This window comes from Sphingomonas sp. GC_Shp_3, assembly GCF_026540945.1.
Classification (GTDB): Bacteria; Pseudomonadota; Alphaproteobacteria; order Sphingomonadales; family Sphingomonadaceae; genus Sphingomonas.
This window is the reverse complement of record NZ_JALNUT010000017.1, coordinates 17,672-42,791: the sequence shown is the minus strand read 5'-3', so window position 1 is coordinate 42,791 and position 25,120 is coordinate 17,672. Positions and strand designations below refer to the sequence as shown.

Sequence of the window (25,120 nt, the reverse complement as noted above, 5' to 3'; positions counted from 1 at the left end):
TGCGGGTGCGGTACTGGCGCGCCTCCTTGCCCGCCGACGGCGGTCGCGGGTCGCCTTCAATGCGGCGGCCGATCGTGACGGAGATGCCACCCATGGCGGCAGCGGTGGTTCGTGGACGGGTCAGACGAGCATTCATGTATAGCCTCACTTGCTGGTCGATGATGTGTCTACCCGGCATCGCTCGCTCCCTCGCAAGGGGTAAAACTTGCCGGGGCCGACCCGCAGGTGAAGCTCATCGTAACTGTCGCTGGGTACGAAACAACAGCGGGATGAACGGCAGCACATTCACTACGTCCCGACGACGTGCCTGCTGCCGACGGGCCGCATAATGGCGTTCCGCATCGTAGGATGCCGCCAAAAGCCTCGCGCAGCCGCAGATCGTGGATGCGCGTTATGTGCAGCTTCTCGCGCCACAGCCGCGCCTCTCCTTCTCCGAGCAGCGCATCCAGTCGGGCCTGAAACGGACCCAGATTCGGTAGCGGCTGCACCTCACGCCGGTAGCACATGTCCGCCTCCGGAGAGTGGATCGCCTTGCGCATCACTTTGCGAGATAAACAGGTCTCGCATAATTGCCTTGATGTCTTTTACCGCCGCGTGCTCGCGACGGATCCATAACATCGTCTCCAATATCAAGATCTCGATCTCGCCGCCTGCCAGACCGCCAAAGCGAACAGCCAAGAGAACAGCCAAGATCACCGAGATGAGTGGTTCTTTTTCGACACAGACCACCCCGCTACCGGGATCCCTTTTCCACTCCGATCCCCAGTTCGAAGAACGGGAGTTTCATTACGCAATTCCCGCATCTTCACGTTTGGAAACATCGTGAAGCTTCTCCACCAGATCCGCGACCACTTTCTGGTCATGATCGCGCAAAGGTTCGGCTTCGAGGATTGCGAGGAGCCGACCAGCAAGGCTGGACGAGCGCAACGCCTGCGAGATAACGGCAGCACCAACGACAATCTTCTGCCGGGTATCCGCAGAACGGGCCTTGTCCTTTAAACGAGCGAGGTTATCCTGTGCCTGAGCGATCTTCTGTTCGAGTGTAAGCGCCATGTGCCACCTCCAGAACGAGAGCCTCCCATAAAACCGCAAACGGCGTCAACGGTCCCAAGCGAAGAATGAGTGAAGGGCACGCTTATACATTGACGAATGTCAACGTGCGTGGTCTCAAGGGGCTGTGCCCCGCCGACGGCTCCCGATGCGCTTGCGCGCAATGAGGCTCCCGCCTCACACTCCGGCCAGCGTCATGGCGCTGAACCCCGTTTCGTAAGTGGCGATCTTCCGCTTTTCGGCAACCGTGATCTCGCGCTCGAAGGGGCGCTCGTCGGTTGCGGCTGCGGCGTATCGCGCAGGGGCAGAATTGGTAGATGAGCGGACCGGCGCGGTGCATGATTACACGCGCAAGTCCGACATCCAGCACAGCGAAATCCTCGCGCCGGAAGGATCGCCGGATTGGTCGCTGGACCGCGCGGAATTGTGGAACGCGGTCGAGGCGGCGGAGCGGCGCAAGGACGCGCAGGTTGCTCGCGAAGTGCAGATCGCCTTGCCGCGTGAGCTCGACGCGTCCGCGCAGGTGTCGTTGGTCCGTGCGTTCGTACGGGAAGAGTTCGTCGCGCGGGGGATGGTGGCCGACTTCTCCTTGCACGATCACACCGCGCGCGATGGCGGTGAGCAGCCACACGCGCATGTGATGCTGACGATGCGCTCGATCGACGGCGACGGGTTTGGGCTGAAGGTACGCGACTGGAACAGTGACGAGCTGCTGGTGCACTGGCGCGAACGGTGGGCGGAGGTGACCAACGAGGTGTTGGCCGAGGTCGGGGTCGATGCGCGGATCGATCACCGGACGCTGGCGGCGCAGCATGCGGAGGCGAAGGCGCTGGCGGCTTTGGAACCGGAGCCCGAGCGGCGCGAGGCGCTGGAGGGACGGGCGGTGGAGACAGACCGGGCACCGTCGCCGTATATGCGGGCCTCCTGGTACATGGAGCAGAAGGAACGGGCATCGGCCGAGGCGTCGGGACGCGACTATGCACCGGTGACGGATCGCGGGCAGTGGTTCGAGGCGGTGCGCGAAGCCGCAGAGGAACGGCTGGCGCAGGTTCGTGAGCTGGTGGTGCATGCCTGGGAGAAGACGGTTGCGCTGACCCACAGGCTGCTCGGCACCGAGCCGCGTCCCGAGCCCCATGTGGAGCCGGCAAGCCCACGTGAGCAGGCGGAGGATGCCGTGCGGCAGTGGCAGGAAGCCAAGGAGCGCACGGCCGAGCAGGATGCCAGCCCCGCCGTCAGTCCACAGGACCGGGCGGCAGAGGCGGTGCAGCGATGGCGCGAGCAGGCGGCGGAACGCCAGGCCTCGGCGCAGGTCGCGCAGCCCGGGCCGACACCGCTACCGTCGCCCGAACCCGATATCTCACCAGGATAGCCGCATGGATGCGATACAGAAGATCGATGCCTTTGCTAACCGGTGGGTGCTGCTGCTCGGGCTCAGCTTGGCAGCGGCGCTGCTGGCGGCGTTGTTCCACGCCTTCAACGGCAAACGGACGGGCGGCATCCATGCCGTCGTGCTGGTGGTCGGTGTCTTCCTGTCGGGTATCGCCGGCTTCGTCCTTCAGCAGTGGCTGCGCGGGTATCTCCTGATCAGCAACGCGCAGGCAGTGCAGGTCGGGCGGTTCTCTCGCCAGCTTTACGGCTTATGCGATATCGCCTCGATCGTGGCGCTGCTGGCGGCGAGTGTGCTGGGCGGCACCGTGACGGCGTTTGTCAGTACCCGACGCCTTGGAGCTGGGCAGGTGACGCGTGGCACACAGGTCGTCTCGTCGAAGCGCTGGCAGGCCACCACGCGCAAGGGGCGTGGCAAGCAGGGACCGGTGATCACGATCGCGGGATGTGGTCTGGAGCGGGCCGACGAGATCAAGCATTTCTCGGTGTTCGGGACGACCGGCACTGGCAAGTCGGTGGCGATCCGCGAGATGCTGATGGGTGCGCAGGCGCGGGGCGACCGCGCGTTCATCGCCGACCCGGACGGCGGCTTCCTGGCGCGGTTCTACAATCCCGCGCGCGGCGATGTGATCCTCAACCCGTTCGACGCGCGGACGGCCGCGTGGGATATGATGGCGGAGGTGCCGTCCGACTTCGCGGCCGACCAGCTCGCGGAATCGCTGATCCCCGATCCGGGCGGTTCGGCTGATACGACATGGTCGGGGCGTGCCCGCATCCTGCTCGGCGCGATCCTGCGGCGCGGGCGGCTTGCCGGCCTCGATATCGCCGAGGTCTACCGGCTGTTCGCCGTCGCGCCGCGCGAAGAGCTGCAAATCCTGCTCGCCGGCACGTCGGCCGAGCCGTTCCTGGCCGAAGGTGCCGCCAAGTTGTTCGATAACGTGCGCTCCTCGACTGGTGCCGCGCTCAACGCGCTGGAATATGTCGCGCATGCCGGCAAGCAGCCGTTTTCGATCAGCACGTGGGCGGCGTCGGATTCCAAGGCGTGGGTGTTCCTGCCCTATCGCGCCGATCAGATCGCGGCGCTCAAATCGCTGATCGGGCCGTGGATGCGGCTCGCCATCTTCGCGACGATGAGCCGCCCCGAAGGCGACGAGCGCCCGACCTGGTTTGTCGCCGACGAGCTGGACGCGATCGGGAAGATGCAGGGGCTAGACGATGCGCTCCAGCGCGTCCGCAAGTTCGGCGGGCGCTGCGTGCTGGGGTTCCAGACGATCGGGAAGGTGAGGGCGATCTACGGCGATGGTATCGCCGCTGCGCTGGTCGAGAATTGCGGGACGCGGCTGGTGCTGCGTTGTGCTGGCGGCGACCGCAACAGCACCGCCGCGTTCGCCTCTTCGCTGATCGGTCAGCAGAGCTATCTGAAGGAAAGCACCAACCAGGGCCAGCACAGCAAGGGTAGCAGCAGTTCGGGCTCGTCGCTCACGACCGTCACCGAGGATGCCGTGCTGCCCTCACAGATCGAGCAGCTTGCCGATCTCAACGGCTATCTCAAGGTGCCGTCAGTCACAGCGTGGCATACGGTCAAAGTGCCGTTCGTCGATATGCCGAAGCGGTGGCAATCGTTCGTGGCCGTGCCTTAGCGGTGCTCAATTGCCAGCTCAGAAAGTGGTTTACACAGCCTCCGCCAATGTCGGTCATTCGGCATCCGGCCACGCCGATCTTTGAATCTTGATCATGTGTTTGCGTCGTCGTCGAATGTGCCCCAGTCGGCGAGACCGCCGTGCAGCCAATTGGGCCTGACCGCAGCCGGCACACATCCAACGCTTGACCACTCTGCTACTGAGATCGGCTTGCCGCGATTAAGCGGTGCGCGCAATTCCACGCGGTTGAACGACTCCTTGATAAATTCAGATGGCGGATTGTACGTGTAGAAGGTGATTGGAGGGAGCTTCTTGGCAAAGAACCAGCGCCGCTCCATCCACTGGCTCACTCGCTGGCGCAAGAACTCCTCAATGAGCATCTCGCGTGCGTTTATGGCGCCGATCGAGCGTCGAGCCGTTTGCATGGCGACATGCATGCCGTCGTCCGCTTCATCAATGGTGTAGTGAGCATGGATGTCAGATGCGGTCCGATAATGGTGTGAGGGAATGGTGACTTCCAATGTCGAGCAGTCCGCAAACGTAAAAAACGGCGAAAAACTATCAGTGTCCGATAGATCGAGCATGTTGCGCTCGATGCTCTTCATCTCCAAGCGTCGGCTGTGGATCCGATAAGCTGCCTTAATCAGCTGCCGGACGTCGCTGAATGCATGCAGATCGGCGACGCTTACTGGAGCGGTCGAACAAAACGTTTGGTTCAGCCATGTCATCGCTTCCTCAAAGGTGCGGTGCTGGTAGGTGTCCAGGCAAAGCATACAAAGCTGGTGTGCGGCTTCCCACTCCACCTCGGCCTTAGCCAAGTCGGCCCGGTCGGTGTCGGTAAGATCCGAAAGGTGACTCATCAGTCTGGCTTTCACTGCCCAGGCAGCTTCCCGGCGCGCGTTTGCGTCGCCGTGCAGCTGCTCCCAGTCTGCGTGATAATCAGGGTTGAGTTTTATCGGCGGGTGGGGTGGCGGCGCGGAGGCGTTCGTCGTGTGCATTGAGGGTCCTATGTGCTTCGTTGAGGACAAGGGATTTGATGACGTTGCTAGGATCGCTGCCGAACAGGGCCATGAAGCGGTCGAGCAAAAGCTTTTCGGTAAGCTCCAGCGGAATGGCTGGAATGCAGTGATGGTAGGCTGTGCCGTGCGATATGCCTGATGCTACAAGCTGCCGAATGACGTCGGAGGGGGTTTCGCCAGTATCTATGCGGCGTTGGATGACGTCGTCATCCTTGTAGGGAAAGCGAACCTGTCGCGGCACGCCAAAATACTCATCCCGTTCCTTGGTCATGGCCGATTATTTTATGCCAGCAGAGCGCTTTCAACTGCTAACTTGTATACAGGTCTGCAATAGGTGGAGGCGGTATGTGATTAGCAACCACGACATGCCCCTCGTCGAGGGAGTGGCAACCTGTTGCGCGATCTTAGCCTGCCCGACTCAGATGCCGATCAGACCGAGACTCTGCTGGCGGCAGCGATCATCAAGACGCTGGGGGGTGCAAGCTCAGTGTCCATGGTGCCACGGTGTTGCTGGCGTTCCAGCGGGCGACTTCGTGCACATTAGCAACGGCAATTTGCGGCGGTTCATCATCGATCGGCTTGTCTCGATCCTCTCGCGGCTGGATCACTTTTTATCTAAGCGATGCTGCAATTACGATTTTATCGATTAATGGTACGATTATACATTACTATAGATCATTACATATCAAGTCGAATGATCATTCGTGATTATTGAAAATCTGGTCCAGTAGATGTTTGTCTAATGGGTTGAATTTTGAAGTCAAGTTTGTGAAGTTCGAAGCTCTCAAGATCGGTGTATGTCGGGGCAGAAAGGTCGATCATGGGCTTCGGCTCGCCGCTGATCCACTTGATCGCATGGCCTTCGGCCTTCCGTCGACCTTTCTCGAATATGTCCCGGTACCTGAACGGAGAAATACCAATAAATGGCATGAAGCTCACGCGTTCGCCAGAGAGCCTCTCCAACTCTACTTCGTTTTCATGGAGCTCCTTAGCTTTGCTTTTAGGATACGGCTCGACATAGACAACTTGCTGTATTCCCGCCGCGAGCAGGTGCTTCGTGCAATTGTGACAGGGGAATGTTGTGCAATAGAGTATCGAGCCCTTAACGGCGCGCCCGAGACGAGCGGCATCGCAAATTGCGCCCATCTCTGCATGGACCACCCGCCCGTACTCCGTCAGGTCTGTAACGGCGGCTTCCGCGAGGCAGCCGTGCCCTTCGGGATCACCCTTCACTGGTTTTTTGAGCAGTGCGTCGACAATCGCCGCCGCCGGTCCTATTGCCACCGCCCGCTCGGACAGCATGCCGCCCGTGGAAAGCCGTTCTAGAAGATCCCTTACGACCTCTTTCTTCAAAACATCGTTCGGATCGTAGCCGAGCTTAACATCCCGGAAGTCCGGCTCCTCTCCGTCCCAGTAAGTGCCTCCAAACGCCTTTGGGACTTCGTTGCAGCCTTGCGCAATGACCTCCCCTTCGCGGCTAAAGATGGCGGCTCCGACTTGTCTAGAAAGATCTGTTGAGCGCAGCGAGGCGGACTTAGCCGCGTAGATGCCGTACTCAGCCTTCGTTGGAGCAACATCGGTGCGGCCGAAAAATGCGTGTACGAAGCGGTTGATGGTCGCTTGCATGGAGGACTTGGTGATGCCGTCGACGAACACGTCGGCGAGGTGGAAGGTGTCCCGCAGATGCTGGCCCGTCTTTTCTGAACCCTCACTCTGGTCTCTGTGTAGAAGTTCTTCGGCATGGCAATTGATAACAAAGTTCGGTGTGTTGAGGGGAAGGCTGCGTTTTAATTTTGTCTCTATAGCCGATCGGCGGCTTTCCTCGGAGCCATATGCGGAGACGAGAATAAACTGCTTGCCGTAGACCTTGCGTAGGAGCTGGACCTCCTCAGGGCGCTTCAGTTGCCTGATGATATAGGCTGTTCGCGGGATTACCTGTTCCTCCGCTAGAGTTTCGTCCCCCAGCTGGTCGTCTACCGCCTGATCCGCCCGATGTCCGCGAATAGCCCTCATTGCAAATCGCATCAGAGTGTCCGCACTGCCGTACTTGCGGCAGACCTCGTTAGCGTGATCCATTTTATAATTGGCTTCGGTCAGAAAGTCCGTGCCGGGAGGGCGCGGCAGATTCGTTACTTCTGCTTCAATCTCTTTGGTAACATGGATCGTGACGGACCGATAAGACACGGCGCCAAGCGCGTCGGAAAGCGATGCGACGATCTCTTCCATAGAGACGCCTAAGGCTCCCGCTATGCCGATAACGAGTTCCGGAAAGCGGACCGCACTAATTCCGTTCTCCATACGTTCTCCGTTGTTGTATCTACCGCAATGAACGTATATGCCATCAAATGCGTTTGGCGAAGGAGGAGGAAGCCCGTGAAAGACGACCGTCTTGGATCATCCGCTCGCCGAGGTGCAGACGAAACGACGTGGGCCGCCGAGCGGCTTGCGCGGCGGATGGGAGCTGAGTTTGTACCGATCTCGCCTTCTGTCAGCGGGTCTAGCGACGTCCGAGAATTGGATCGTAAGCACGTCCTGCCGATGCCCCTCCGGTAATTCAGACGACGGTTAAGGGCTAGGTGTTGAGCTTTAAGTCGTGACTTTTTGAAGCCTAAGCTGCCTCGGCTGAATTGTTGGTTGTACCTACTACGGCCAAGGTAAAGGTGTCTTCTTTCATACGGATCAGGTCAGGATGGTCTCAGGCCATTCTAGAGGTACGCGCAGGTGTTTTACCTCATGCTTTGTCGGTGTGGCACGGCGAAGCAATTGTCCCCCAGACCAAACCCATGCTGTTGCCACCCATTTGCCTGGTCCACCAGCGGCAATCAGCATAGCTGGTTTTCGTACCTGTTTGGCGATGCAGCGAAAGGTTTTATGATCTAAAGCACTCATCGCGGCGATTCCGTCCGGGTGAGTGTGCCAATCGCCAAGATAGTCAAGGTCACCTGCTGTCGTTTGGAAGGCTTCTCGAAGCTGCTTTATTTGCCAATCATGGTCTGGAAGAAACGCAAATCGCCCGTGCTTTGCTGCGGGGCCAGCGCCTACCATGCCAGTGACAACACGATCCTCGCCGTCACGCCACCCGAGTAGCATGCCTCCGGTTTCGAGTGGGTGAAGTCTCTCCCCCTCTTTTCGCATTGCATCCCATACCGCCTCTGAAATCCAAATAGTCATGCTGCCGCTGCGCATCCGCAACGAGGATGAAGGGGGATCGCATCTGCGTGCCAGATGGGCAGCACGCGCCGATCCCCGTCGCGGAGCGTCAGGGTCGCCAATTGCCAACCCCCCTTATCGTAAGCGTCAGGGGCGACCATTCCTACAGCGCTTCTTACGATTTCCAGAGACACCTCTTGGAGATCGAATGCGCCGCCGGTGAAGGTCGGTGCGTTGCAACCGACCGGAAGAACTGTTCCCGCCTCATCCACTGCCGGTTTGGGTAGAGTGCCGTCTGCCCAGTGTTCGTGCAGGCAGACCAAGCAAGCCGGCGAGCCCACCGGAAAACGTGCTACCACTCCGCCCGCAACGCCCTCAGTCGCGTAGCCGACTACGAGTGGCCTGCCCAGATCGCGGGCCAGGAAAGCGAGAGCCTGTTGGCATTCGGTGGCTGCTGATGCGTCGATGATAACGTCTGCGTCCAAAATCGCCTGCCTTAGATCGACAATCGGATTGCGTGTCGCTTTTGCAGCTAAATCCACGTCAGTTGTTGCCGCGCCCACTTGCCCGTTCATGGCGATCGCCTTCGTGAAGGGATAGTTCCTGACCAAGAACTCGTGGAGTGCTGTAACCTTCGGCAACCCCCACGCGGCTCGTCCTAGCGGCCAACGAACCGTGTTGCCTGGTTCAACGCGATCGTAGTCGAGGAAGGTGACCTGTCCCCAGCCGGCCCGTGCCAGCTCCAACAGAGCGGGCGCTCCTATCGCGCCGCAGCCGACCAGTAGAGCCTTCTTATCACGCAAGGCGCCGGCGATAGGCAGGCGGGAGAACATATCTTCGGAGACGCGATGTCCGGCAATGATCGCTACTTCATGGCGCTTTCCGGGCCGGCCTCGGCTTGCCAAGAATAGCCAGCCGTCACCCGTGCGGTCCGGTCCATAGCCGGTTTCTTCCTGCACCAAGATGCCGGTTATCGACAGTTGCTGGTCAGCGATGGCAGCAAAATCGGTTCGCATGCCGGCTGATGGACCAATGAGGCGATCGATTTCGGCATCGGCGAGCTCGAGGAGGCGCTTAGGGTGGTTCGGAAGTGGCAGTGGAAGACGTACCCAGCGCCCTGTGATCGCTGCTGCTTGGCCCAAGCGCTGGGGTAAATCGTATGCATTACTAAGCCAAGTTCCGGTTGCAGGGGACACCTTGCTTAGCACCGCTTCGAATGGCTGCGGGTCGCCTAAGATAGAACGGTTTTGGCACAAAAAGTTAGCTTTGCCGAACGACGCTGTGGGCGTCCGCAGGTCACCGGGGAAGAAGATTGCGGAGTGAGCTTCCGCTTGGTCGAGGTAGTAAGTGGTGATCGGGTCAGGCGCCTGTTCCTCGACGGCACCGGCCTCTTCCCACTCGCCTCGTTTGCGAGCGCCAATCGCACGACCTATGCTGGGAAATTGCACGTCGATCAGATCGGCTACGTGTTCGCGCCCCGTCCATTGCCCGCTGTCTTGTGTCAGCAGGCAGAGTGCGCGTGAGAACGGATTTTGATGACGATCAAGAGATAGATCGGGCGCGGCCACCGCGGGCCGACAAAACGGATGGAGCGGGGAGTAGCCGACCCGCAGCCGAACGGTGCTGCCATCAACGGGCCAGTCCACTTCAAGGAGGACCAGCCCGTTGCGCTTCGTCTGCTTAATAACTGACGCCCCTCGGCGTTCGAACGCCGCCAGTTCATCCCGGTAGCGATCAGGCCAGCGTATCCACCAGTCGGGTGAAGGAAGGGTGGTCACGCAGGTTAGCCCACCGGGCGGTGAGGAGGAGGACTAGATGGGAGCGGTGGGTTCGGCGATTGACCAGGCGACTGGCTCGGCGGACCACCCGGATGCCCGCCACTAGGTGGGTTAGACGGGCCACCAGTGCCCTGTCCGTTGCCCAGAGCATCGCGCATGTCTCGATCCGCATCCGCGATGCGGTGCTCATCCTGCACAATGGCTTCGTGCGCCTTGTCGCGTGTAGCCGCAGCTTCATCGCGCTCGTGCGCAAGCTTCGCGATTTCAGCTTCGATCGACTTCACCTTGGAGCCTGCGCCAAGTTCAGTCTCACGCTGTTCACGCGCGTCCGCTGCCGCGCGCGCAATCTCCTCCGCGTCACGTTCGATACGGTCTGAGGGTGTTGGGTCTTCCATATATGTTCTCCGATTCGGTGGAGGGCTGAATATGGCTTCGGCAATCCGCAAGGTCAACCAAGGAAACAAATAATTAATATGTTTGTGATACCAACATGTTAGTGAGATTGACATTCGTGCTGTTGAGGATATTTTACGCGAAAGGAGTCGGAATGGCGGCAGATCAATTGAGCGAGGCGTTGGGCGCGTCCATACGCCGCCATAGGTTGGCGGTGGGCTTGTCCCAGGCTGCGTTAGCGGAGGCCCTCTCTCTGTCTCGGACTTCGGTTACCAACATCGAATGTGGACGACAGCCGCTCTCGGTTTCGAGCCTTTATGAGGTTGCCCGAGTGGTTGGTGTCGCGGCAGCCGAATTGTTGCCTGAGGATACTGATCGACCAAATGCGCGGGGACGTCGCAGCAAAGGCGTGAAGTCGCTGATCGGCCTTCTTGATCCTGCTGAGGATGCTTCAGCGACATGAGCACGAAACGTGTCCGTTACGCGGGAATAAAGCAGTTAGTCGGCACACTGCTGACACGATTTGAAGTAACAACCCCTCCAGTGCCCGTGCGAGATATGATTAGGGGGTTTGGGATCGAGCTACGTCAGGGTGATTTAGGAGAAGTTTCTGGGCTGATGGCCCGGAAGGCAGGTGGTGCTATCATTGGGGTAAATAGAAATCACGCTCCCACGCGACAGCGTTTCACATTAGCGCATGAGCTGGGACATTTTCTTCTTCATAGAGACTTGGAAAGTCACTCTGATATTGATTTCAGAGTAAAGTACCGAGACAGAAGGTCATCTGAAGCAACCGATGTGGAAGAGGTTGAAGCGAACTTCTTTGCAGCTTGCCTGCTTATGCCGACATCATTTCTAAATGCTTTAAATGCAAGCGCAGCGCTAAGCAACGATGAGATGGTTGCGGATTTGGCTAGAACGTTCGATGTTAGTTCTCATGCGATGTCTTTGAGATTATCGAATGAATATTCGAGATTTCGTCCGTTTTGAGCTATAAATGCCCAACAATCTCTAAATAGCTTCTATGTCCGAACGCTATCAGTCTCGGTCATTAGTGAGCATCCGAATTGTTGCTATCGGCAGAAACAGCCGTAAGCCGTTGGACGGCAGCAGCTCAAAGCCATAGCTGGTGTAGAGGGCTAAGCGCCTCGCCACCCTCTCAGGATCGCCGCAGTCGAGCACGTCGAGCATGACGACGGCGATGCCCAGCGCATTGGCCGCGCTGGCCAAGCGCGTCAGGCAATCCACCAGCAGATCGCCACCGTAGCCCTGCCTTTGGAACCGGCTATCAACGCCAATCATCGAGATATAGGCCGCCGGGATGCTGCCATGGGCAGGGCGGTTACGGGCGAACCGCTCCGGCAGCTCGGTGTAATCAATCGCGTGGGCGTTGGTGGCGTAGAAGCCGATCAGCTCACCGGTCGGGCTGACCATCACGAACGTGCGAACGTTGTCGGCTTTGGCAAGCTTGTTTGCGGTCCGACGGAAGAAGTTATCAACCTGCGTGATGCCACAGGAAAAGGCCGCTCGATCGTGCTTTGTGGGATCGAGCGGCTCTATGATGTTGGGCTTTGCGTCCTCGGCCGTTGTCACCTGTTGGTGATCGTCTCGCGATGGCGCGCGAAGGCGGTCCGCAGCCGATCGGTGGGTGCCGGCGGCGTATCGAGCGCGGCAAAGAAGCTAGCATGGTCGACCGGCAGCAAGCTGGTACGCTCATGCGCCGCGATTGTCTCCATTGCTGACCGATAGGCCGCGTTCATCGTGAAGACGGAATCGTCCACACCCGACAGGGCGGCGGCCTGTTGAATGGCGTGTTTGATGCGCGGCTTAGTGCGGAAGTTCATCCGCTCACTGCTACGCTCTTCAACGGCGCCGACCTGATCCTGAAAGCCTAGCATGGCACACCTCATCAATCTGTTTCCTATGTACGCCTTAGTGGCGTACAATTCAACAAAAGGTTGAAAGCCGTTCAATCCGGTCGCTACCGGCCCTTCCCCTGCCATCTATGTATGATAATGTGCTTTACCTCGCTTATACGCGGATAGGTGTCGTACCCTCCAAAACGAGTCAAAGGCCGACGCCGCTTGTCTTAAGCCTGTCATAGCGGGCTGGCATGCACGGCCTATGAAGCACCTCGTCTCCGTGTTCGTCGCTTCTGCCACGCTGCTGCCACAGTCGGCACTCGCCTGGGGCTTTGAGGGGCACCAGGTCGTGGCTGACATCGCCCGCGCCGAGCTGACTCCGGACGTGCGCGGCAAGGTTGACGCGCTGCTCGCCACCGACGCCGACCCGCTGACCGGACACGACATGGCAAGCGAAGCGACCTGGGCGGACGTTTACCGCAGCCATGGACACCGTGAGACGGCGCAGTGGCATTTCGTCGATACCGAACTCGACCACCCGGATCTCGATGCCGCCTGTTTCAGTCACCCCGCCCCTGACCAACCAGCGAGTGCTGGTCCGGCTCAGGATTGCGTCGTCGACAAGGTGCAGGAGTTTGCGGCCGAGCTTTCAGCATCCGGCACCGCTCCGGCTGAGCGGCTGCTCGCGCTCAAGTATCTGCTCCACTTTGTCGGCGACCTCCACCAGCCGCTGCACGCGTCGGACAATCACGACAGGGGCGGCAACTGCGTGCTCCTCAATTTAGGCGGACAGCGCACGCAAAACCTTCACGCCTATTGGGACACAGCCGTCGTTGAAGAGTTAGGGACAGATCCAGCGCAGGTCGCGATAGAACTTCGTGCAAATGTCACGCCGGCACAGCGCCAACAGTGGCAGCAAGGTTCGCCGTCAGATTGGGCGCAGGAGGCGTTTCAGGTTGCCCGCTCGACGGCGTACACGATTGGCGCGCCGCCTAGCTGTCAGCAGGACGCTGCGCCAATTCCCCTGCCGTCCGGCTATGCCGAACGCGCGAAAGCGGCCGCAGCCGTACAACTCGAGCGGGCAGGCGTGCGGCTTGGAGTGGTACTAAACCGGGCACTGGCGGCCGTGCCGGTCACGGTTGCATCATACGTGCCGTGATGAACACGGCGACCGGTAACGGCAGTACATGAGTGAAAATAACGCTTTCAATGTTGGAACATATAGAGAACAAGATTGGCTCTGAAAGGAGTCGGTCTATGATCGTGTTGTCTGAATCCGCTCTGCTCGGCGTCGCTGCCGTAGTCACCAGCCTGTCGGCGCTGATCTGGTCGATCCGCCGCAAGGCGTGAAGATCCGCTGGCCGTTTCATGTGCGAGCGGCAAGCATCAAATGATGTCCCGCAGGCGTTGACCGCCTGCAATCCAATGAGAGGAAATGCCATGCCTGACAATCGTCAGATCTTAGCCGGCAGCGAGCGCATGGCGCCGCGGGATATGCAGTCGACCGGTCGCGTTACCGGCGACGATCCAATCACGATCAGCGTATATCTCCGCCCTAATGAGGATGGGTCCCTTGCGGCCGGACCAGTGCACTCGCGTGCGACTCTGCGACAGCTACGAAAAGAAGCTCAGGCGGAGAATATTGCTGCCGTTACTGCCTTTGCTATCCAGGCAGGGCTCGAGATCGTCGAAACCGATGCTACGCAACGGCTGATAAAACTGCGCGGTCCTGCGTCGGTGCTGGAAGCGGCGTTCGGGACGGAGCTGCATCAGTACGAACGCGACGGCGTGAGCTATCGCGGACGGGAAGGCACGCTAAGCCTGCCCGGCGAGCTTGCATCTGCCGTTTTGGCCGTGCTCGGCCTGGATACCACCCCGATCGCAACACCCAAGTTCGTGCCACACCGTGGGACGAACTTGCCACACGGCTTCCTGCCAACGGAGGTGGCGGCCGTCTATGGTCTCGGTAACTGGAAAGCGACGGACCAGTGCATCGGCATCATTGAGCTTGGCGGCGGCTATACCGATGCTGACAACCAAGCTGCGTTCCAAGCGATGGGCCTTGCTGTGCCGGACATCGTCGCAATTGGAGTTGATGGAGCATCCAACAACCCTGTCGACGCAAGTGGCGCGAACGGCGAGGTGGCGCTCGACATCCAGGTAGCGGGCGGTGTCGCACCAGGTGCCAAAATCGCCGTCTATTTTGCGCCAAACACCAACCAAGGCTTCGTCGACGCGATCAGTCAGGCGGTGCACGACGAGACGAACAGGCCCTCGGTTCTATCGATCAGCTGGGGTGGGCCCGAGAGCGGTTGGACCGGTCAGGGGATCGCGGCAATGTCGGCGGCGTTCCGGGATGCGGCAATGCTTGGCGTTACTGTCACTGCGGCATCCGGTGACTCACTGGCCACCGATGGCGTGAGCGACGGAAAGGCGCACGTCGACTACCCGGCCTCCGATCCCCTGGTCCTCGGCTGCGGCGGTACGCACCTGACCGCAACGGCGGGCAAGCGTCGTGGCGAGACGGTGTGGAAAAGCAACGGGGGCGGCACCGGTGGGGGCGTCAGCGCCCTGTTTCCCAAGCCCGACTATCAGGCCAGCGCCGAGGTGCCTGCGTCCAGCACGTCCAAGGGCGGACGCGGGGTGCCTGATGTCGCAGGCGATGCTGATCCCGACAGTGGCTATCGCATCGTGACCGGCGGACAGACGGGCCTGATCGGTGGAACCAGCGCTGTTGCCCCGCTGTGGGCAGGCATCATTGCGGGGCTGAATGCGCGCCGCAGCGCGCCGGTAGGCACCATTCAGACCGCGCTCTACGGAACGCCCTCCGCTTGTCACGACGTTACCAATGGCGATAACCGGTCAGGCTCTGTCGGCTACGAAGCAGCGCGAGGCTGGGATCCGTGCACGGGGCTCGGCTCGCCCAACGGGCAGCAACTCGAGAAGCTGTTTGGCGTAACGGTGCAACCGCCAGTTGCGGTTGCCTACCCACTTGCCGGCAGTCTATTTAGAATTATCGGCCTGGACAGCAGTGCGGTGCTGATTTCGGTCGGCTCTATCTACCGCATTCGAGCATCCGTCGCCGACGGGGAACCCGATGCGACTAAAGTGGAATATGGTGCCGGGTACCTGTTCACGCAGGAGACAATCGCGCGTTTGCTCGATCGGATCGGACCTGCGGAGCGGTTCATCGAGCTGACCAGTCGCAGCGGCACGGCTGTGTACCTGAACGCTGCAGCCATCGTCTCTGTGCGGGCGGCGCTCCCGCAGAATGCGCCAGGTACCGAGATTGTCGTTGCCGGCCAGTACCAGCACGTGGTGGAGACCGTCGATCAGGTTGCAGCCTTGTTGCGGTGACGATGGGAGGGAGCGCTCAATGATTCACACCGTCGTGATCTTCGCGCTGGTGCTCAGTGCAGCTAACTGGGTACTATTCTTGGCCGTCGTGGTGGTAAGCAACATCGCGATGATCCGACAGGCCTTCAGCCCATTGTCTCCAAAAAAAGAGGACAAGGATGGGTCATTTCAATTGCGGCAGGCGCCGCTCGACAAGCTGATTGACTCGACAGGAACCCTGGCAACATCGTTCAACATAGCTGGACCAGGAAGCTCGGCAGCTGCCATGTCACTAGTCTGCCTCCTGATCGCCGCTGTAGCCGCCGGTATCGATCGCTTTTGACGTTCTTGGAATATCTTCACAGCAATCACCGGCCAAGACTACTCACATCAGGTCACCAAACGGTTTGGCGATCATCGGCAGCCGGTCGACAGACTAGTCGCGTTGCGCATCCACTTCGGCAGCGCATCTCGTATAGAAGGGTCTGGCACCCAGCTTGGCATGGCCGGGCAGTACTTGGATGGGCGGCGAAGGGGCCAGCCTAAGATCCTGACAATCTGCGTGTCGCAGAACTGCACCAAAATTATCCTATTTAGAAACAGACTTTTGCGACATAAGCTCAAGAGGAGCGAGATGCATCTGCACCCATTGTCGCAAAACTTAGAATTTCTGCGTCACGTGGGGAAAAGCAGCCGTTCGGTAGTCGACTCGCGACCTTTTCGGGTGGACAACGGTGCTGACGATCCTCACAATATGTGAAATTTTGAACTCCCGCGAAGAGCAATCACTGCGCGGACGTTGGATCGGGGTAGCTTACTGGATAGTTCTGGTTGTTACAGGAGCTCTTTTCTCGACGGCACTTGAGCTGACATGGAACTACTTTCATGTATATCCCATGTATACCCTTCCAGTATTAGCAGCATCCTCATGGTCTCGGATTTTTACTGTTCCATTGGTGATTTTAGTAGGTGCGCTGTTTCAATACCTCATCTTCTATTTGTATCATCGTGCACAGCATTGTTGGTTCTGGAGATGGCACGCGGTTCACCACTCAATACAAGAATTGAACGCGGTGAACTCCTACCACCATGTCAGCGAAGGGTTTATGTCGTTGATACTTGTGCAGATACCAATGAGCTTGGTTGTAGTGGATACGGGTCCACAGATACCTTTCGTTAATCTTGTGCTATGGCTACATACTGTCTGGATTCATTCCCCGACGCGGTTCAACTTCGGACCGCTGCGGATGTTTTTTGCAGACAATCGATTCCACCGCATCCATCATTCTCTAGAACCCCAACATTTCGATAAAAATTTCGGAGCGTTCACGACATTGTGGGATCAGTTATTTGGAACCTGCCGTTTTCCAGAAGCTAACGATTGGCCAGCGGTCGGCCTAGCCGAGGTTTTGCAGCCGAACACCCTGCGCGAGTGGTGGGATCTGCCTGCTCGGTATCAAAGAGCGACGAAACCAGCCAGTTCAAATATTGGAAGCGCAGCCGATTTGCCTGGACCCTCAACCGCTTCGCTCGCCGGCTATACTGGTCGGGGCGGTCTATCCAGTGCGGCATCGTGGGAAAAGGTCGATGCCTCTGCGTGATGATCCCGACCTGACGCTTACAGTGATGCTGAGGTAACGGCCGTGCAAACAGCCCGTAAGCACCGTCCGCTATCAAAATGAGAAGCAGCCGGACGGCAGTCCACCACCTCAAGACAAAGACGTTCTGGTGAAATCGGCGGTACCGCCAAGCGCGCGAAAAGCGAACGACCTCTGCATTGCCGCTTCGAACGGTGTGACTTGGGACGAAGCCGTTAATTTCGAGAATGCGCAGCAACAGCGGCTGCCGTAGAAGCAGTCGGAACGACCTCGGGCAGGTTCGGTACGACACATGTAACGCTGGTCGTGAGCGGAAAGGCAGCTTGGTAGCGCAAGCGTCTTCGAAGTCGATACGGCCAGGGCCGTCACATAAGGCATCATTGAAATGACCGGGAAGACCGTAGTGTCCGTATGTCGGACATTCGGCGCTTCCCGGCAATCTCGGCATTCGGTCAAGATACAAGGCAGCAACTTGACCGGGTGCCGGCTACGGCAACGCGACTGTATTCACCCCGCTAAGTTGCAACGCTATTTCGAAATATTTCCGTCGGAAAGCGCAAACGAAACAATCACCCGCCCACCTCCATCATAATTGAGCAAGGCAACGGTTCCCCCATGCGCCTCTGCGATCGAGCGCACGATCGCCAAGCCAAGGCCGGTGCCGCCAGTCGCGCGATTACGGGATGGATCACCGCGCACGAACGGCTCGAACAGGCGGTCCGCACTCGCGGGATCAAAGCCAGGGCCATGATCGTCAATCGTAACCTCCACCCGCGTTGGCGACGTCTCCCAGCGCAGCAGGGCGCATTCGCCGAAGCGCAGCGCGTTTTCGATCAGGTTCGTAAAAAGACGACGAAGAGCCCGTGGATCCCCGCGCATCACCGCACGTGGACCGACCATGAGAGATACGGCAGCACCAGCTACCGCCATATCCTCTACAAGACTATCAAGCAGGCTACCAAGATCAATCCGGACGTCGACGCTGCTAGCGGCTTCGTCGCGGGCAAGCCGCAGGACGGCTGCGATCATCGCCCGCATCTCCTCGATATCTGCGACCGCTCTCATACGAGCGGCGTCCGGAAGTTGTTCGACCCAGAAGGCGAGCCGCGACAAAGGCGTGCCAAGATCGTGCGCGATGGCGGCCAACATGATCGTACGTCCTTCAGCGTACCGGGTCAGGCGGTCGTGCATGCGGATTACCGCCCGGGAGAGCTGGCGCACCTCAATTGGGCCAGCCGCCGGCAAGGTCGTGAGCGGCACGCCGGGACGGGCTGTTGCGGCACGTTCAGCAATTTCGCGTAAAGGGCGTGAGATTGCCCGCGCGAACCACCATGTCGGGAGCGCCAACAAAGCGACCGCGATGAGCATCGCGCCGAGCGTCAGCCAATGCCAGTGCGTCAGGAACCGCGGAGGTTGATCCTCAACAACCCGCCATCGATCTCCGATCCGCCATGCAGCGACAAACCTGAGGGTCAACGTGTTCTGGAACAGGTGTGGACCAGGATCAACCAGAACCACGATGCGCTCGGCAGAGGTGTCGAGCAAACCAGCAAGCCGGCCGGCGAGCGCTGCGTCTTCTCGCAGGTCCGGTGAAGCAGGCGGTGTTGCGCGCGCCGAAATCTGTAATGCAGGCCCAGGATCGGCAGGCTGATGGCCGGTACGCAGGGCAGCCGCGATGCTCTCCAACCCGCGCGACCTATCCTTGGGGGGCGGTCCGCTGAACGTGATCGCGAAGCAGATCATAGCGGCCACAAGCACCGCGCCGATCACAAGAGCGAAGATTGAAACCGCAATGGGACTACCACCGTTCCCGCGCAACCTCATCGCGAAGTCACCTCGGCTGCGAAGAGGTAGCCTTCATTGCGCACGGTACGGATCAGATCCTCGGCCCCGTCACGTTGCAGCTTTTTACGCAGGCGGCTGATCTGAACGTCGATCGCGCGGTCAAAATGCTCGGCGTTGCTTCCGCGCGAAAGGTCAAGCAGCTGATCGCGCGTCAGCACCCGACGCGATCGTTCGACCAACACGATCAGCAAGCGAAACTCGCCGTCCGAGAGGTTTATCATTACGTCGTCGGGGTCGATGAGCTCACGGCCAATCGGGTCGAAGCGCCAACCCGCGAACCGTTGCCAGGTGCGAGTGGATTCTTGTGTTACCGGGCCTGAACGTACCGCCTCTCGGCGTAGGACCGAGCGGATGCGAGCCAGCAACTCGCGCGGGTTAGCCGGTTTGGCGATGTAGTCGTCCGCCCCGAGTTCGAGGCCAACGATGCGGTCAATGTCTTGCCCGATCACGGATAAAATAATCACGGGAGGGCTGCTCGCGCGATCCAGCGAGCGCAGTATGGTAAGCCCATCCTCATCGGGCATCATCACGTCCAGGACGATCAAAGCATAGCTATTCAGCGCGAGAGCGCGGCGCATGTCAGCTCCACTCTCTGCGGTGTCGACGCGGTAACCGTGCCCGCTCAGGAATGCGGCGGTGAGTTCCCGAATACCGGGATCGTCATCCACGATGAGCAGGCGGGTGTGGGGATCCATAAATTCGGCGAGCTGAAGCATCTCGACTTGGTATCAGCGGTGCGTATCCGTCATATTTCACCGATGCAACCTATCTCGATAGACGATGTCGCACTGCAACGCGGATCGAATGAGCTGAGATTCGGCACGAAGCGATTAAAATGACCCTGACGCGTAGAAGGGTCATATCCGAGGATTGCTTTCTCGGATGTGAAGTCCAGAGCCATAGATTTTGACCGGCGGCTAGGATTGTCGCTTCAATATCCAAGCGACAGGTAAGTTCTATTCGTTGGGAAAATCGATGTGCGCGTCGTTGGGCCAGAGGAAATCGGTGTAGGTCAGCATCACACTGAAGCTCAGCGAGCGGACCTGATGCCACCATCCAACCGGGATGTAGAGCGCATCGCCGGGTCCGATGTCAGCGACGAGTGCGCGCGCCTGCCGCGCTGCCGGATAGCGCGTCAGATAGGCTTCATCCTCGATGTCGTGGACGTCGCTGAACACGTGCCGGGTGTTTGCCAGGCGATACGTCTCCTCCGGCGCGAGCAGATAAAGCCGCTTACGACCGACGATTTGAACTAGAAGGTTGTTGGTGAGATCGTGATGAAGGGGCGTGAACGTGCCCTCAGGGCCGATCCACATCATACCCTCGCCACCCTGAAGGTATGGGACAGGGGCGAGATCGCGCATCAGCGGCCCCAGCGCAGCGCGGTTGGCGTCGCTGTTGTAGGCGGTGATATAGGCGTCATTGCCGCCCGCACCTTCGGTGACGGAAGCAATGTAACGATCAAACGGGGTCGTACGGGTATGCCGATCCTTTGCCAGTTCGAAGTCAGGCGCATCGGCTCGTCCGCCCTGATAGGTAATCGCGGTCGAGCCGACGATTTTGGCGAGACGCGCCGGCGTCCAGTTTCGAGTGGCCGGCCAGTCCGCCGCCAAACCTTCGATCACGACCGGACGCCGCGCTGCATAGGCCAGATCAAGGAAGGCCTCCGCCGACACATCGCGCAGCCGGGGTACTGAGGTCGGCACAGGGCTCAGCGCCCGCTGACGTGCACCGACACGCGCCAGCCAAGCCTTTCGCCCGACGGCGCGTTCATCAACGGGCAGCGGCTTCAAAACCGGCGATGCCGGACGGCTTGCGGACAAGCTCGGAAGTCCAGGCAGGGATGGCGCTTTAGGTTGGGCCGCGTCAAAACCGAGATTGCGGAGGGTGAAGGCAAGCGTTTCCGCGTCGACCGCCGGCTTCTTGCCGATTTTCGGCGTCGCGAGCGCAACCGGGATGGGCTTGCTGTCAGGTCGTATCAACGCGTCAGGTTTGCCGGAATGGGAAACCGGGCACTGGCCTGCCTCAGCGTCCTGGAAAGGTGCGAGCCTGAGCTTGGATTGATGGTCTGGCGGTCCATCCGAGCCATCGGGGCCAACGCCTCGGTAGTACAGCTTCTGCCACTTGTCGGCAGGGGCAGATGGATTGGTGCGCCGCACATGCTCCTGAAATGCGTCGCGTGATGCACTCCATGATGCAAACGCGTCGTCGAGATCTGGCGCTTCTGACAGCGGGCGGATGACTGGGACGACCTCGTCGAGTACGCCGCGCTGCACCGGAAATAGGAAGCAGAAAGGCTCGTCTTCCTCGAAGCGTACCCACTCGCCGGGCTTTGTGAAACGCCAGTTCATCGTGAAGGTATAAGGCGACCAATCGGTCTCGATTACACCTGCCAGCGGCGCCAAGCCATGCTTGGCGGCGTTGGGCGGACCGCTGACCCAGAGGTTCCAGCCTGGCGATGTCCGGAATAGCGCTTCAACGTGAAAGGTGATGGTGCCAGCGCCGAACAGGGACACCGGACGGTGATTGGGGCTCGCGTCCTTGTCGAACTCGAGCTGGACTGCCTCGGCGCCCTTGCCGCCGTTCCAGCGCGCGCGAAAGCCGCAGGGACTACCGATCTCCCAGCCGTGCGCGTTCGCGATCGCAAGCGGCAGGCAGCGATAGGCATAGCGTTCCGGTGTCGCATCCATCCAGTCACGTTTCGATCCTGCCGGCCGGAGCCGTGGCGCCCAGGATGGATGCACATAACATGTCAGATCCATGGTCATTCCCTAGAAGCTGTACCTGAGAGAGGCGCGGACCTGCCGCGGCTCGACCGGGTGGAGATGATAATCCTCGACGCCTTCGCTCGGCTCTCCGGGTAGGCGGGAGGCATAGTAATAGGTGATGTCGGCGTCACGGCTGTTGAAGACGTTGAGCAGGTCTAGCCCAAGACGCACGTGGCCTATCGTAAAATAGCCACCGGCATTGACCAGCGTCGTAGGATTGGAGCGCGCGCTGTTGTCCTCGACGAGCGGTGCGGCGCCGAAGTGACGCAGTCGCGCCGTCAGACTGAGTGCCGGAACGGGCGTCCACGTTGCACCACCCGACAGGACGTTGGCGACCGAGTTGGGGATACGACTCTCGCCTGAGGCAACGCCGCGGAAGCGGGCATTCGTCAGCGCGCCTTGCGCGTCCAGCACCAGCGTCGGAGCCACGCGCCAGAACAACGTCGCTTCCGTGCCATATCGACGCGAGGCGGCGTTCGGCTCGGTTATTCCAGCATCGCCGACGAACACGAGTTCGGACCCCAGCGTCAGGTGATAAGCGACGAGGGTCACACTGATCGCACCGGTTTCAATACGGGCGCCTATCTCCTGGCCGCGTGCACGGACAAGCAGTTGCACCGGGTCCGTTGCAGCCCCGGTCGCGGGGTCAATCGTCGTCGTCGCGCCGCGCGCGTCATTGGAATGATAACTCTCGCCATAATTGGCGTAGAGCTCGAGCTGCGATGCGACCCGCCAGGCCAGCGCCGCTTTGGGAGCGAGCAATGCGTCGCTGCCCGAACCGCTATTTGCGCCAAGGCTCGAGCGCACGTCGTAGCCGTAGAGCGCGGCATTGGCGCCGAGCGTCAGCCGCAGCGAGGGCGTAAGCTTCGTTTCAACCTCTGCCCAGATGTTGCCGCTCGCCTCGTCGACACGGTCCTGCCTAACCGTCCCGGTGCGGACGCCGGCCGTACTGGTGTAAAGACCGACCTTGCCGATCAGGTCGTAGCGAAGATCTACGCCAACGGTGACGGTTGCGGGCAAGCCGAGTAGCTTCGTCTCGTTGAACGCATGACGCAGTGAGCCCCCGAAAATCCCGCGCCGATCAGCTTGCTGGAACTGATCGCCATTGACCGGATCGTTCAGGAAATAGGTGAAGTTTGAGGTCAGACCGAAGTCGTAGTAGGTCGCATAGGCGCTTCCCCGTGTACCCCCATCATGCCACTCGCCGGTCAGGTCGAGGCGGGTGGTCCGACCGCCAAGGTCCGGATCGATATAGCCGTACCGCGAAATTGCGCCGCTTTCGATCGAGCGCAGCGGCACCTGATCCGTCGAATTCCAGGTGGCATGATAACCGCTGACCTTCATGCTCCAGCCGGATGCGTCCGTGCCTCGCGAGTATTTGGCGAGGGCGTTGATCTTGCGTAGGTTCTCGTCAAGCACCCATGGGCCGTTCGACGCCGTACCGTCGAGGCCGAGCAGCAGCGTGCCATCACCGACCGCGCGGCTGCCGGCTGCCAGCGCACGCGCATAGCCGTAACTACCGACCGTCGCCTCGGCGATCGGATGCGGCAGCGCATCGGTCGTCTTGAAGCGCACCGTGCCCGCCGCCGAGAAGTCACCCGCCTCGGCGCTGTAAGGCCCCTTGGCATAATCGATCCGCTCGACCAGTTCCGGGATCAGGAAATTGAGGTCGAGATAGCCCTGACCGTGGCCATGGCTGCGCATGTTGATCGGCACGCCGTCGGCATAGCCTGCGAGGTCGGTGCCGTGATCAAGGTTGAAACCGCGCAGGAAATATTGGTTGGCCTTGCCAGTGCCGGAATGCTGGGTGGCAATCAGCCCGGGCACATTCTCGGCCAGCTCGCCAACGCGCGACACAGGTCGGTTGGCGAAGTCCTCATAGCCGACCGTACCTTCCGACCCGCTCTTGGCGGTGCCAATCTGCGGCAGGGCACGGCCGTAGACGACGATGTCACCGTCACCCCGTGCATCTTGACGTTCATCGCGTGTGGGATCGGTTTCCTGCGCCGCTGCCTGTCCGGCGACCAGCAGCGAGGAGACGGCGAACGCCTCCATCACCCGGTTCATCATGCAGCGGCGCTGCCCTGCCGCTCAAAATAGGTTCGCCCAGCGAAAATGACGGCTGCAATGGCAATGATCGCCAGCAGCCAAGGTGCAGCAGGCCGGATCATCTCTAACGCAGGGGAGATGAAGGTCGGCGTTCCGGTTATCCGCTCGATCGCCCAGCCCAGCGATGCGACACCCGCAAACACCGCTCCCGCGAGCCGGATCGGCGTGTACCGCCCTGACCAGGCAAGGAGCATCAACCATGGCACGACCACTGCAACGACGAGAAGCTGCACTACCTCGATACCGAGATTGAAGCCCAGAACGGCTGCCGCCTTGTTCCATCCTTCCAGGCCGCCTCCGGCGATCACCTGGCTGAAGGCAAGACCGTGGACCAGCCCGAAGCCTGCGGCGACCCACGCTTCACGGCCATGCAGCAGCGGCCGCCACGCATGCAGCGCCGATACGAAAATCGACAGGGCGATCGCCACTTCCACGGGTGTGGTCGGGATCGCGATGTTGCCGAAAGCGCCGATGATTAGCGTCAGGGAATGTCCAAGCGTAAAGGCGGTAACCAGCTTGGTCAGCCGGATGAAAGTTGGTTTGATGCCAATGTAACTGCCCCAGCGTCGACCGCCTTCGCGCAACAATGGAGCTGGCAGCAGCAAGGCTAACAGGAACAGGAGGTGATCGGTGCCATCGGCGATGTGGGCCATCCCGAGCCGGAATACGGCACCGAAGCCGTTCCAGAACGAACCCTCGTTGCGGTTGACGTCGATATAGGTGGTTAGCCACCGTACCGTTCCAAGAAGCTGGGGATCGCCGCCGAACACGCCGTTCGACCAGTCCGAGCGGGCGAAGACCAGCACGGTGTGCGTCATAACCTCATGGTTAATGACCGAATAGTTGAACCGAAACTTGCGGACTGGCGCGCCGGGTGGAGGCGTCATTATCAGGTGTGCGACGAGATCGATATGCTGCACGTCCGCGCCGTTTTCGACGTGCATAGACTGGACGCGCACCGTCCAGGGGCGCCCGTCAGGAGCGACCGGATTTACGTGCTCCGCAATATATGCAGGCAACTCCTTAGGGTAACGCGCGACCGTATCGAACGGCCGGTCCATTACCGGATGTTTGAAACCCAGCTCGAAGGTATCGAGCGGCATGTCGAGTTCGAGCCCAACATCTGTGCGGTGGAAATCGAGCAGCGCTGCCGTGCCGGGCAACGCGTGCGCAAGCGCCGCCGCCC

Annotated in this window: 22 protein-coding genes; 8 read left to right on the top strand and 14 right to left on the bottom strand. The window is 60.0% G+C overall.

What is annotated here, in order from left to right:
• Positions 1-489 precede the first annotated feature (489 nt).
• Positions 490-729 carry a hypothetical protein gene (locus tag OXR00_RS18995; RefSeq protein ID WP_267389794.1) on the bottom strand — a complete coding sequence of 80 codons (240 nt, stop codon included), beginning with the start codon at positions 727-729 and terminating at the stop codon, positions 490-492.
• Positions 730-786: 57 nt separating this feature from the next.
• A complete protein-coding gene (locus OXR00_RS18990) occupies positions 787-1,053 on the bottom strand; it encodes a mobilization protein (protein WP_267389793.1) in 267 nt (88 codons plus the stop codon).
• 217 nt (positions 1,054-1,270) lie between these two features.
• On the opposite strand from OXR00_RS18990, the gene mobQ reads away from it, so the two are divergent.
• Positions 1,271-2,419 (top strand): MobQ family relaxase, encoded by a 1,149-nt coding sequence (gene mobQ, locus OXR00_RS18985; RefSeq protein WP_346732017.1) that lies wholly within the window; start codon positions 1,271-1,273, stop codon positions 2,417-2,419.
• Between the two features lie 4 nt (positions 2,420-2,423).
• A complete protein-coding gene (locus OXR00_RS18980) occupies positions 2,424-4,076 on the top strand; it encodes a type IV secretion system DNA-binding domain-containing protein (protein WP_267389792.1) in 1,653 nt (550 codons plus the stop codon).
• A gap of 92 nt (positions 4,077-4,168) precedes the next feature.
• Here the strand turns inward: OXR00_RS18980 and OXR00_RS18975 are convergent, their stop codons facing one another.
• From OXR00_RS18975 to OXR00_RS19860, 5 genes are all read right to left on the bottom strand, one after another.
• On the bottom strand, positions 4,169-5,074 hold the full coding sequence (locus tag OXR00_RS18975) for a hypothetical protein (RefSeq protein ID WP_267389791.1): 906 nt from the start codon (positions 5,072-5,074) through the stop codon (positions 4,169-4,171).
• Entirely contained in the window at positions 5,016-5,366 is a 351-nt protein-coding gene (locus tag OXR00_RS18970) for a hypothetical protein (protein ID WP_267389790.1), read from the bottom strand. Before OXR00_RS18970 ends, OXR00_RS18975 begins: the two co-directional genes overlap by 59 nt.
• Positions 5,367-5,803: 437 nt before the next feature.
• Positions 5,804-7,393 (bottom strand): anti-phage dCTP deaminase, encoded by a 1,590-nt coding sequence (locus OXR00_RS18965; RefSeq protein WP_267389789.1) that lies wholly within the window; start codon positions 7,391-7,393, stop codon positions 5,804-5,806.
• Between the two features lie 381 nt (positions 7,394-7,774).
• Positions 7,775-8,266, bottom strand: coding sequence for a Mov34/MPN/PAD-1 family protein (locus tag OXR00_RS18960; protein WP_267389788.1), 492 nt, complete (start codon positions 8,264-8,266; stop codon positions 7,775-7,777).
• The gene (locus tag OXR00_RS19860; RefSeq protein WP_267389787.1) at positions 8,263-10,023 is read right to left on the bottom strand and encodes a ThiF family adenylyltransferase; all 1,761 of its coding nucleotides are present in this window, start codon (positions 10,021-10,023) and stop codon (positions 8,263-8,265) included. The genes OXR00_RS18960 and OXR00_RS19860 overlap by 4 nt, the downstream gene beginning before the upstream one ends.
• A 59-nt stretch (positions 10,024-10,082) precedes the next feature.
• On the opposite strand from OXR00_RS19860, the gene OXR00_RS18950 reads away from it, so the two are divergent.
• Both OXR00_RS18950 and OXR00_RS18945 read left to right on the top strand, forming a co-directional pair.
• The gene (locus OXR00_RS18950; RefSeq protein WP_267389786.1) at positions 10,083-10,400 is read left to right on the top strand and encodes a hypothetical protein; all 318 of its coding nucleotides are present in this window, start codon (positions 10,083-10,085) and stop codon (positions 10,398-10,400) included.
• 475 nt (positions 10,401-10,875) lie between these two features.
• Positions 10,876-11,406 (top strand): ImmA/IrrE family metallo-endopeptidase, encoded by a 531-nt coding sequence (locus tag OXR00_RS18945; protein WP_267389785.1) that lies wholly within the window; start codon positions 10,876-10,878, stop codon positions 11,404-11,406.
• A gap of 48 nt (positions 11,407-11,454) precedes the next feature.
• Here the strand turns inward: OXR00_RS18945 and OXR00_RS18940 are convergent, their stop codons facing one another.
• Positions 11,455-12,009, bottom strand: a complete 555-nt coding sequence (locus tag OXR00_RS18940) for a GNAT family N-acetyltransferase (protein WP_267389784.1) — start codon at positions 12,007-12,009, stop codon at positions 11,455-11,457.
• Positions 12,006-12,419 carry a DUF1778 domain-containing protein gene (locus OXR00_RS18935; RefSeq protein ID WP_267389782.1) on the bottom strand — a complete coding sequence of 138 codons (414 nt, stop codon included), beginning with the start codon at positions 12,417-12,419 and terminating at the stop codon, positions 12,006-12,008. The genes OXR00_RS18940 and OXR00_RS18935 overlap by 4 nt, the downstream gene beginning before the upstream one ends.
• Positions 12,420-12,540: 121 nt before the next feature.
• Here OXR00_RS18935 and OXR00_RS18930 point away from each other — a divergent pair, with 121 nt between their 5' ends.
• The 4 genes from OXR00_RS18930 (at position 12,541) to OXR00_RS18915 (ending at position 17,215) form a co-directional block, all read left to right on the top strand.
• The gene (locus tag OXR00_RS18930) at positions 12,541-13,437 is read left to right on the top strand and encodes a S1/P1 nuclease (protein ID WP_267389781.1); all 897 of its coding nucleotides are present in this window, start codon (positions 12,541-12,543) and stop codon (positions 13,435-13,437) included.
• Positions 13,438-13,718: 281 nt separating this feature from the next.
• The gene (locus OXR00_RS18925; protein ID WP_267389780.1) at positions 13,719-15,635 is read left to right on the top strand and encodes a S53 family peptidase; all 1,917 of its coding nucleotides are present in this window, start codon (positions 13,719-13,721) and stop codon (positions 15,633-15,635) included.
• Between the two features lie 19 nt (positions 15,636-15,654).
• Positions 15,655-15,957 carry a hypothetical protein gene (locus tag OXR00_RS18920; protein ID WP_267389779.1) on the top strand — a complete coding sequence of 101 codons (303 nt, stop codon included), beginning with the start codon at positions 15,655-15,657 and terminating at the stop codon, positions 15,955-15,957.
• A gap of 391 nt (positions 15,958-16,348) precedes the next feature.
• Positions 16,349-17,215 (top strand): sterol desaturase family protein, encoded by an 867-nt coding sequence (locus tag OXR00_RS18915; protein ID WP_267389778.1) that lies wholly within the window; start codon positions 16,349-16,351, stop codon positions 17,213-17,215.
• A 525-nt stretch (positions 17,216-17,740) separates the two neighbouring features.
• On the opposite strand, the gene OXR00_RS18910 is transcribed toward OXR00_RS18915, so the two are convergent.
• The 5 genes from OXR00_RS18910 to OXR00_RS18890 form a co-directional block, all read right to left on the bottom strand.
• Positions 17,741-19,030: a HAMP domain-containing sensor histidine kinase gene (locus tag OXR00_RS18910; RefSeq protein WP_267389777.1), complete on the bottom strand. Its 1,290-nt coding sequence runs from the start codon at positions 19,028-19,030 to the stop codon at positions 17,741-17,743.
• A 2-nt stretch (positions 19,031-19,032) separates the two neighbouring features.
• On the bottom strand, positions 19,033-19,773 hold the full coding sequence (locus OXR00_RS18905; RefSeq protein WP_267389776.1) for a response regulator transcription factor: 741 nt from the start codon (positions 19,771-19,773) through the stop codon (positions 19,033-19,035).
• 240 nt (positions 19,774-20,013) lie between these two features.
• The gene (locus OXR00_RS18900; protein WP_267389775.1) at positions 20,014-21,825 is read right to left on the bottom strand and encodes a DUF6065 family protein; all 1,812 of its coding nucleotides are present in this window, start codon (positions 21,823-21,825) and stop codon (positions 20,014-20,016) included.
• 3 nt (positions 21,826-21,828) lie between these two features.
• Positions 21,829-23,895 carry a TonB-dependent receptor gene (locus OXR00_RS18895; protein ID WP_267389774.1) on the bottom strand — a complete coding sequence of 689 codons (2,067 nt, stop codon included), beginning with the start codon at positions 23,893-23,895 and terminating at the stop codon, positions 21,829-21,831.
• Positions 23,892-25,037 (bottom strand): HupE/UreJ family protein, encoded by a 1,146-nt coding sequence (locus OXR00_RS18890; RefSeq protein WP_267389773.1) that lies wholly within the window; start codon positions 25,035-25,037, stop codon positions 23,892-23,894. Before OXR00_RS18890 ends, OXR00_RS18895 begins: the two co-directional genes overlap by 4 nt.
• Positions 25,038-25,120 lie beyond the last annotated feature (83 nt).

What these genes read in the sequence shown, in the direction of transcription:
- OXR00_RS18945 (WP_267389785.1), top strand. Translation starts at nt 10,876, where the DNA reads ATGAGCACGAAACGTGTCCGTTACGCGGGAATAAAGCAGTTAGTCGGC.
- OXR00_RS18890 (WP_267389773.1), bottom strand. Translation starts at nt 25,037, where the DNA reads ATGCCGCTCGATACCTTCGAGCTGGGTTTCAAACATCCGGTAATGGAC.
- OXR00_RS18975 (WP_267389791.1), bottom strand. Translation starts at nt 5,074, where the DNA reads ATGCACACGACGAACGCCTCCGCGCCGCCACCCCACCCGCCGATAAAA.
- OXR00_RS18960 (WP_267389788.1), bottom strand. Translation starts at nt 8,266, where the DNA reads ATGACTATTTGGATTTCAGAGGCGGTATGGGATGCAATGCGAAAAGAG.
- OXR00_RS18895 (WP_267389774.1), bottom strand. Translation starts at nt 23,895, where the DNA reads ATGATGAACCGGGTGATGGAGGCGTTCGCCGTCTCCTCGCTGCTGGTC.
- OXR00_RS18920 (WP_267389779.1), top strand. Translation starts at nt 15,655, where the DNA reads ATGATTCACACCGTCGTGATCTTCGCGCTGGTGCTCAGTGCAGCTAAC.
- OXR00_RS18980 (WP_267389792.1), top strand. Translation starts at nt 2,424, where the DNA reads ATGGATGCGATACAGAAGATCGATGCCTTTGCTAACCGGTGGGTGCTG.
- OXR00_RS18900 (WP_267389775.1), bottom strand. Translation starts at nt 21,825, where the DNA reads ATGACCATGGATCTGACATGTTATGTGCATCCATCCTGGGCGCCACGG.
- OXR00_RS18935 (WP_267389782.1), bottom strand. Translation starts at nt 12,419, where the DNA reads ATGGCAGGGGAAGGGCCGGTAGCGACCGGATTGAACGGCTTTCAACCT.
- OXR00_RS18905 (WP_267389776.1), bottom strand. Translation starts at nt 19,773, where the DNA reads ATGCTTCAGCTCGCCGAATTTATGGATCCCCACACCCGCCTGCTCATC.
- OXR00_RS18965 (WP_267389789.1), bottom strand. Translation starts at nt 7,393, where the DNA reads ATGGAGAACGGAATTAGTGCGGTCCGCTTTCCGGAACTCGTTATCGGC.
- OXR00_RS18930 (WP_267389781.1), top strand. Translation starts at nt 12,541, where the DNA reads ATGAAGCACCTCGTCTCCGTGTTCGTCGCTTCTGCCACGCTGCTGCCA.
- OXR00_RS18925 (WP_267389780.1), top strand. Translation starts at nt 13,719, where the DNA reads ATGCCTGACAATCGTCAGATCTTAGCCGGCAGCGAGCGCATGGCGCCG.
- OXR00_RS18990 (WP_267389793.1), bottom strand. Translation starts at nt 1,053, where the DNA reads ATGGCGCTTACACTCGAACAGAAGATCGCTCAGGCACAGGATAACCTC.
- OXR00_RS18970 (WP_267389790.1), bottom strand. Translation starts at nt 5,366, where the DNA reads ATGACCAAGGAACGGGATGAGTATTTTGGCGTGCCGCGACAGGTTCGC.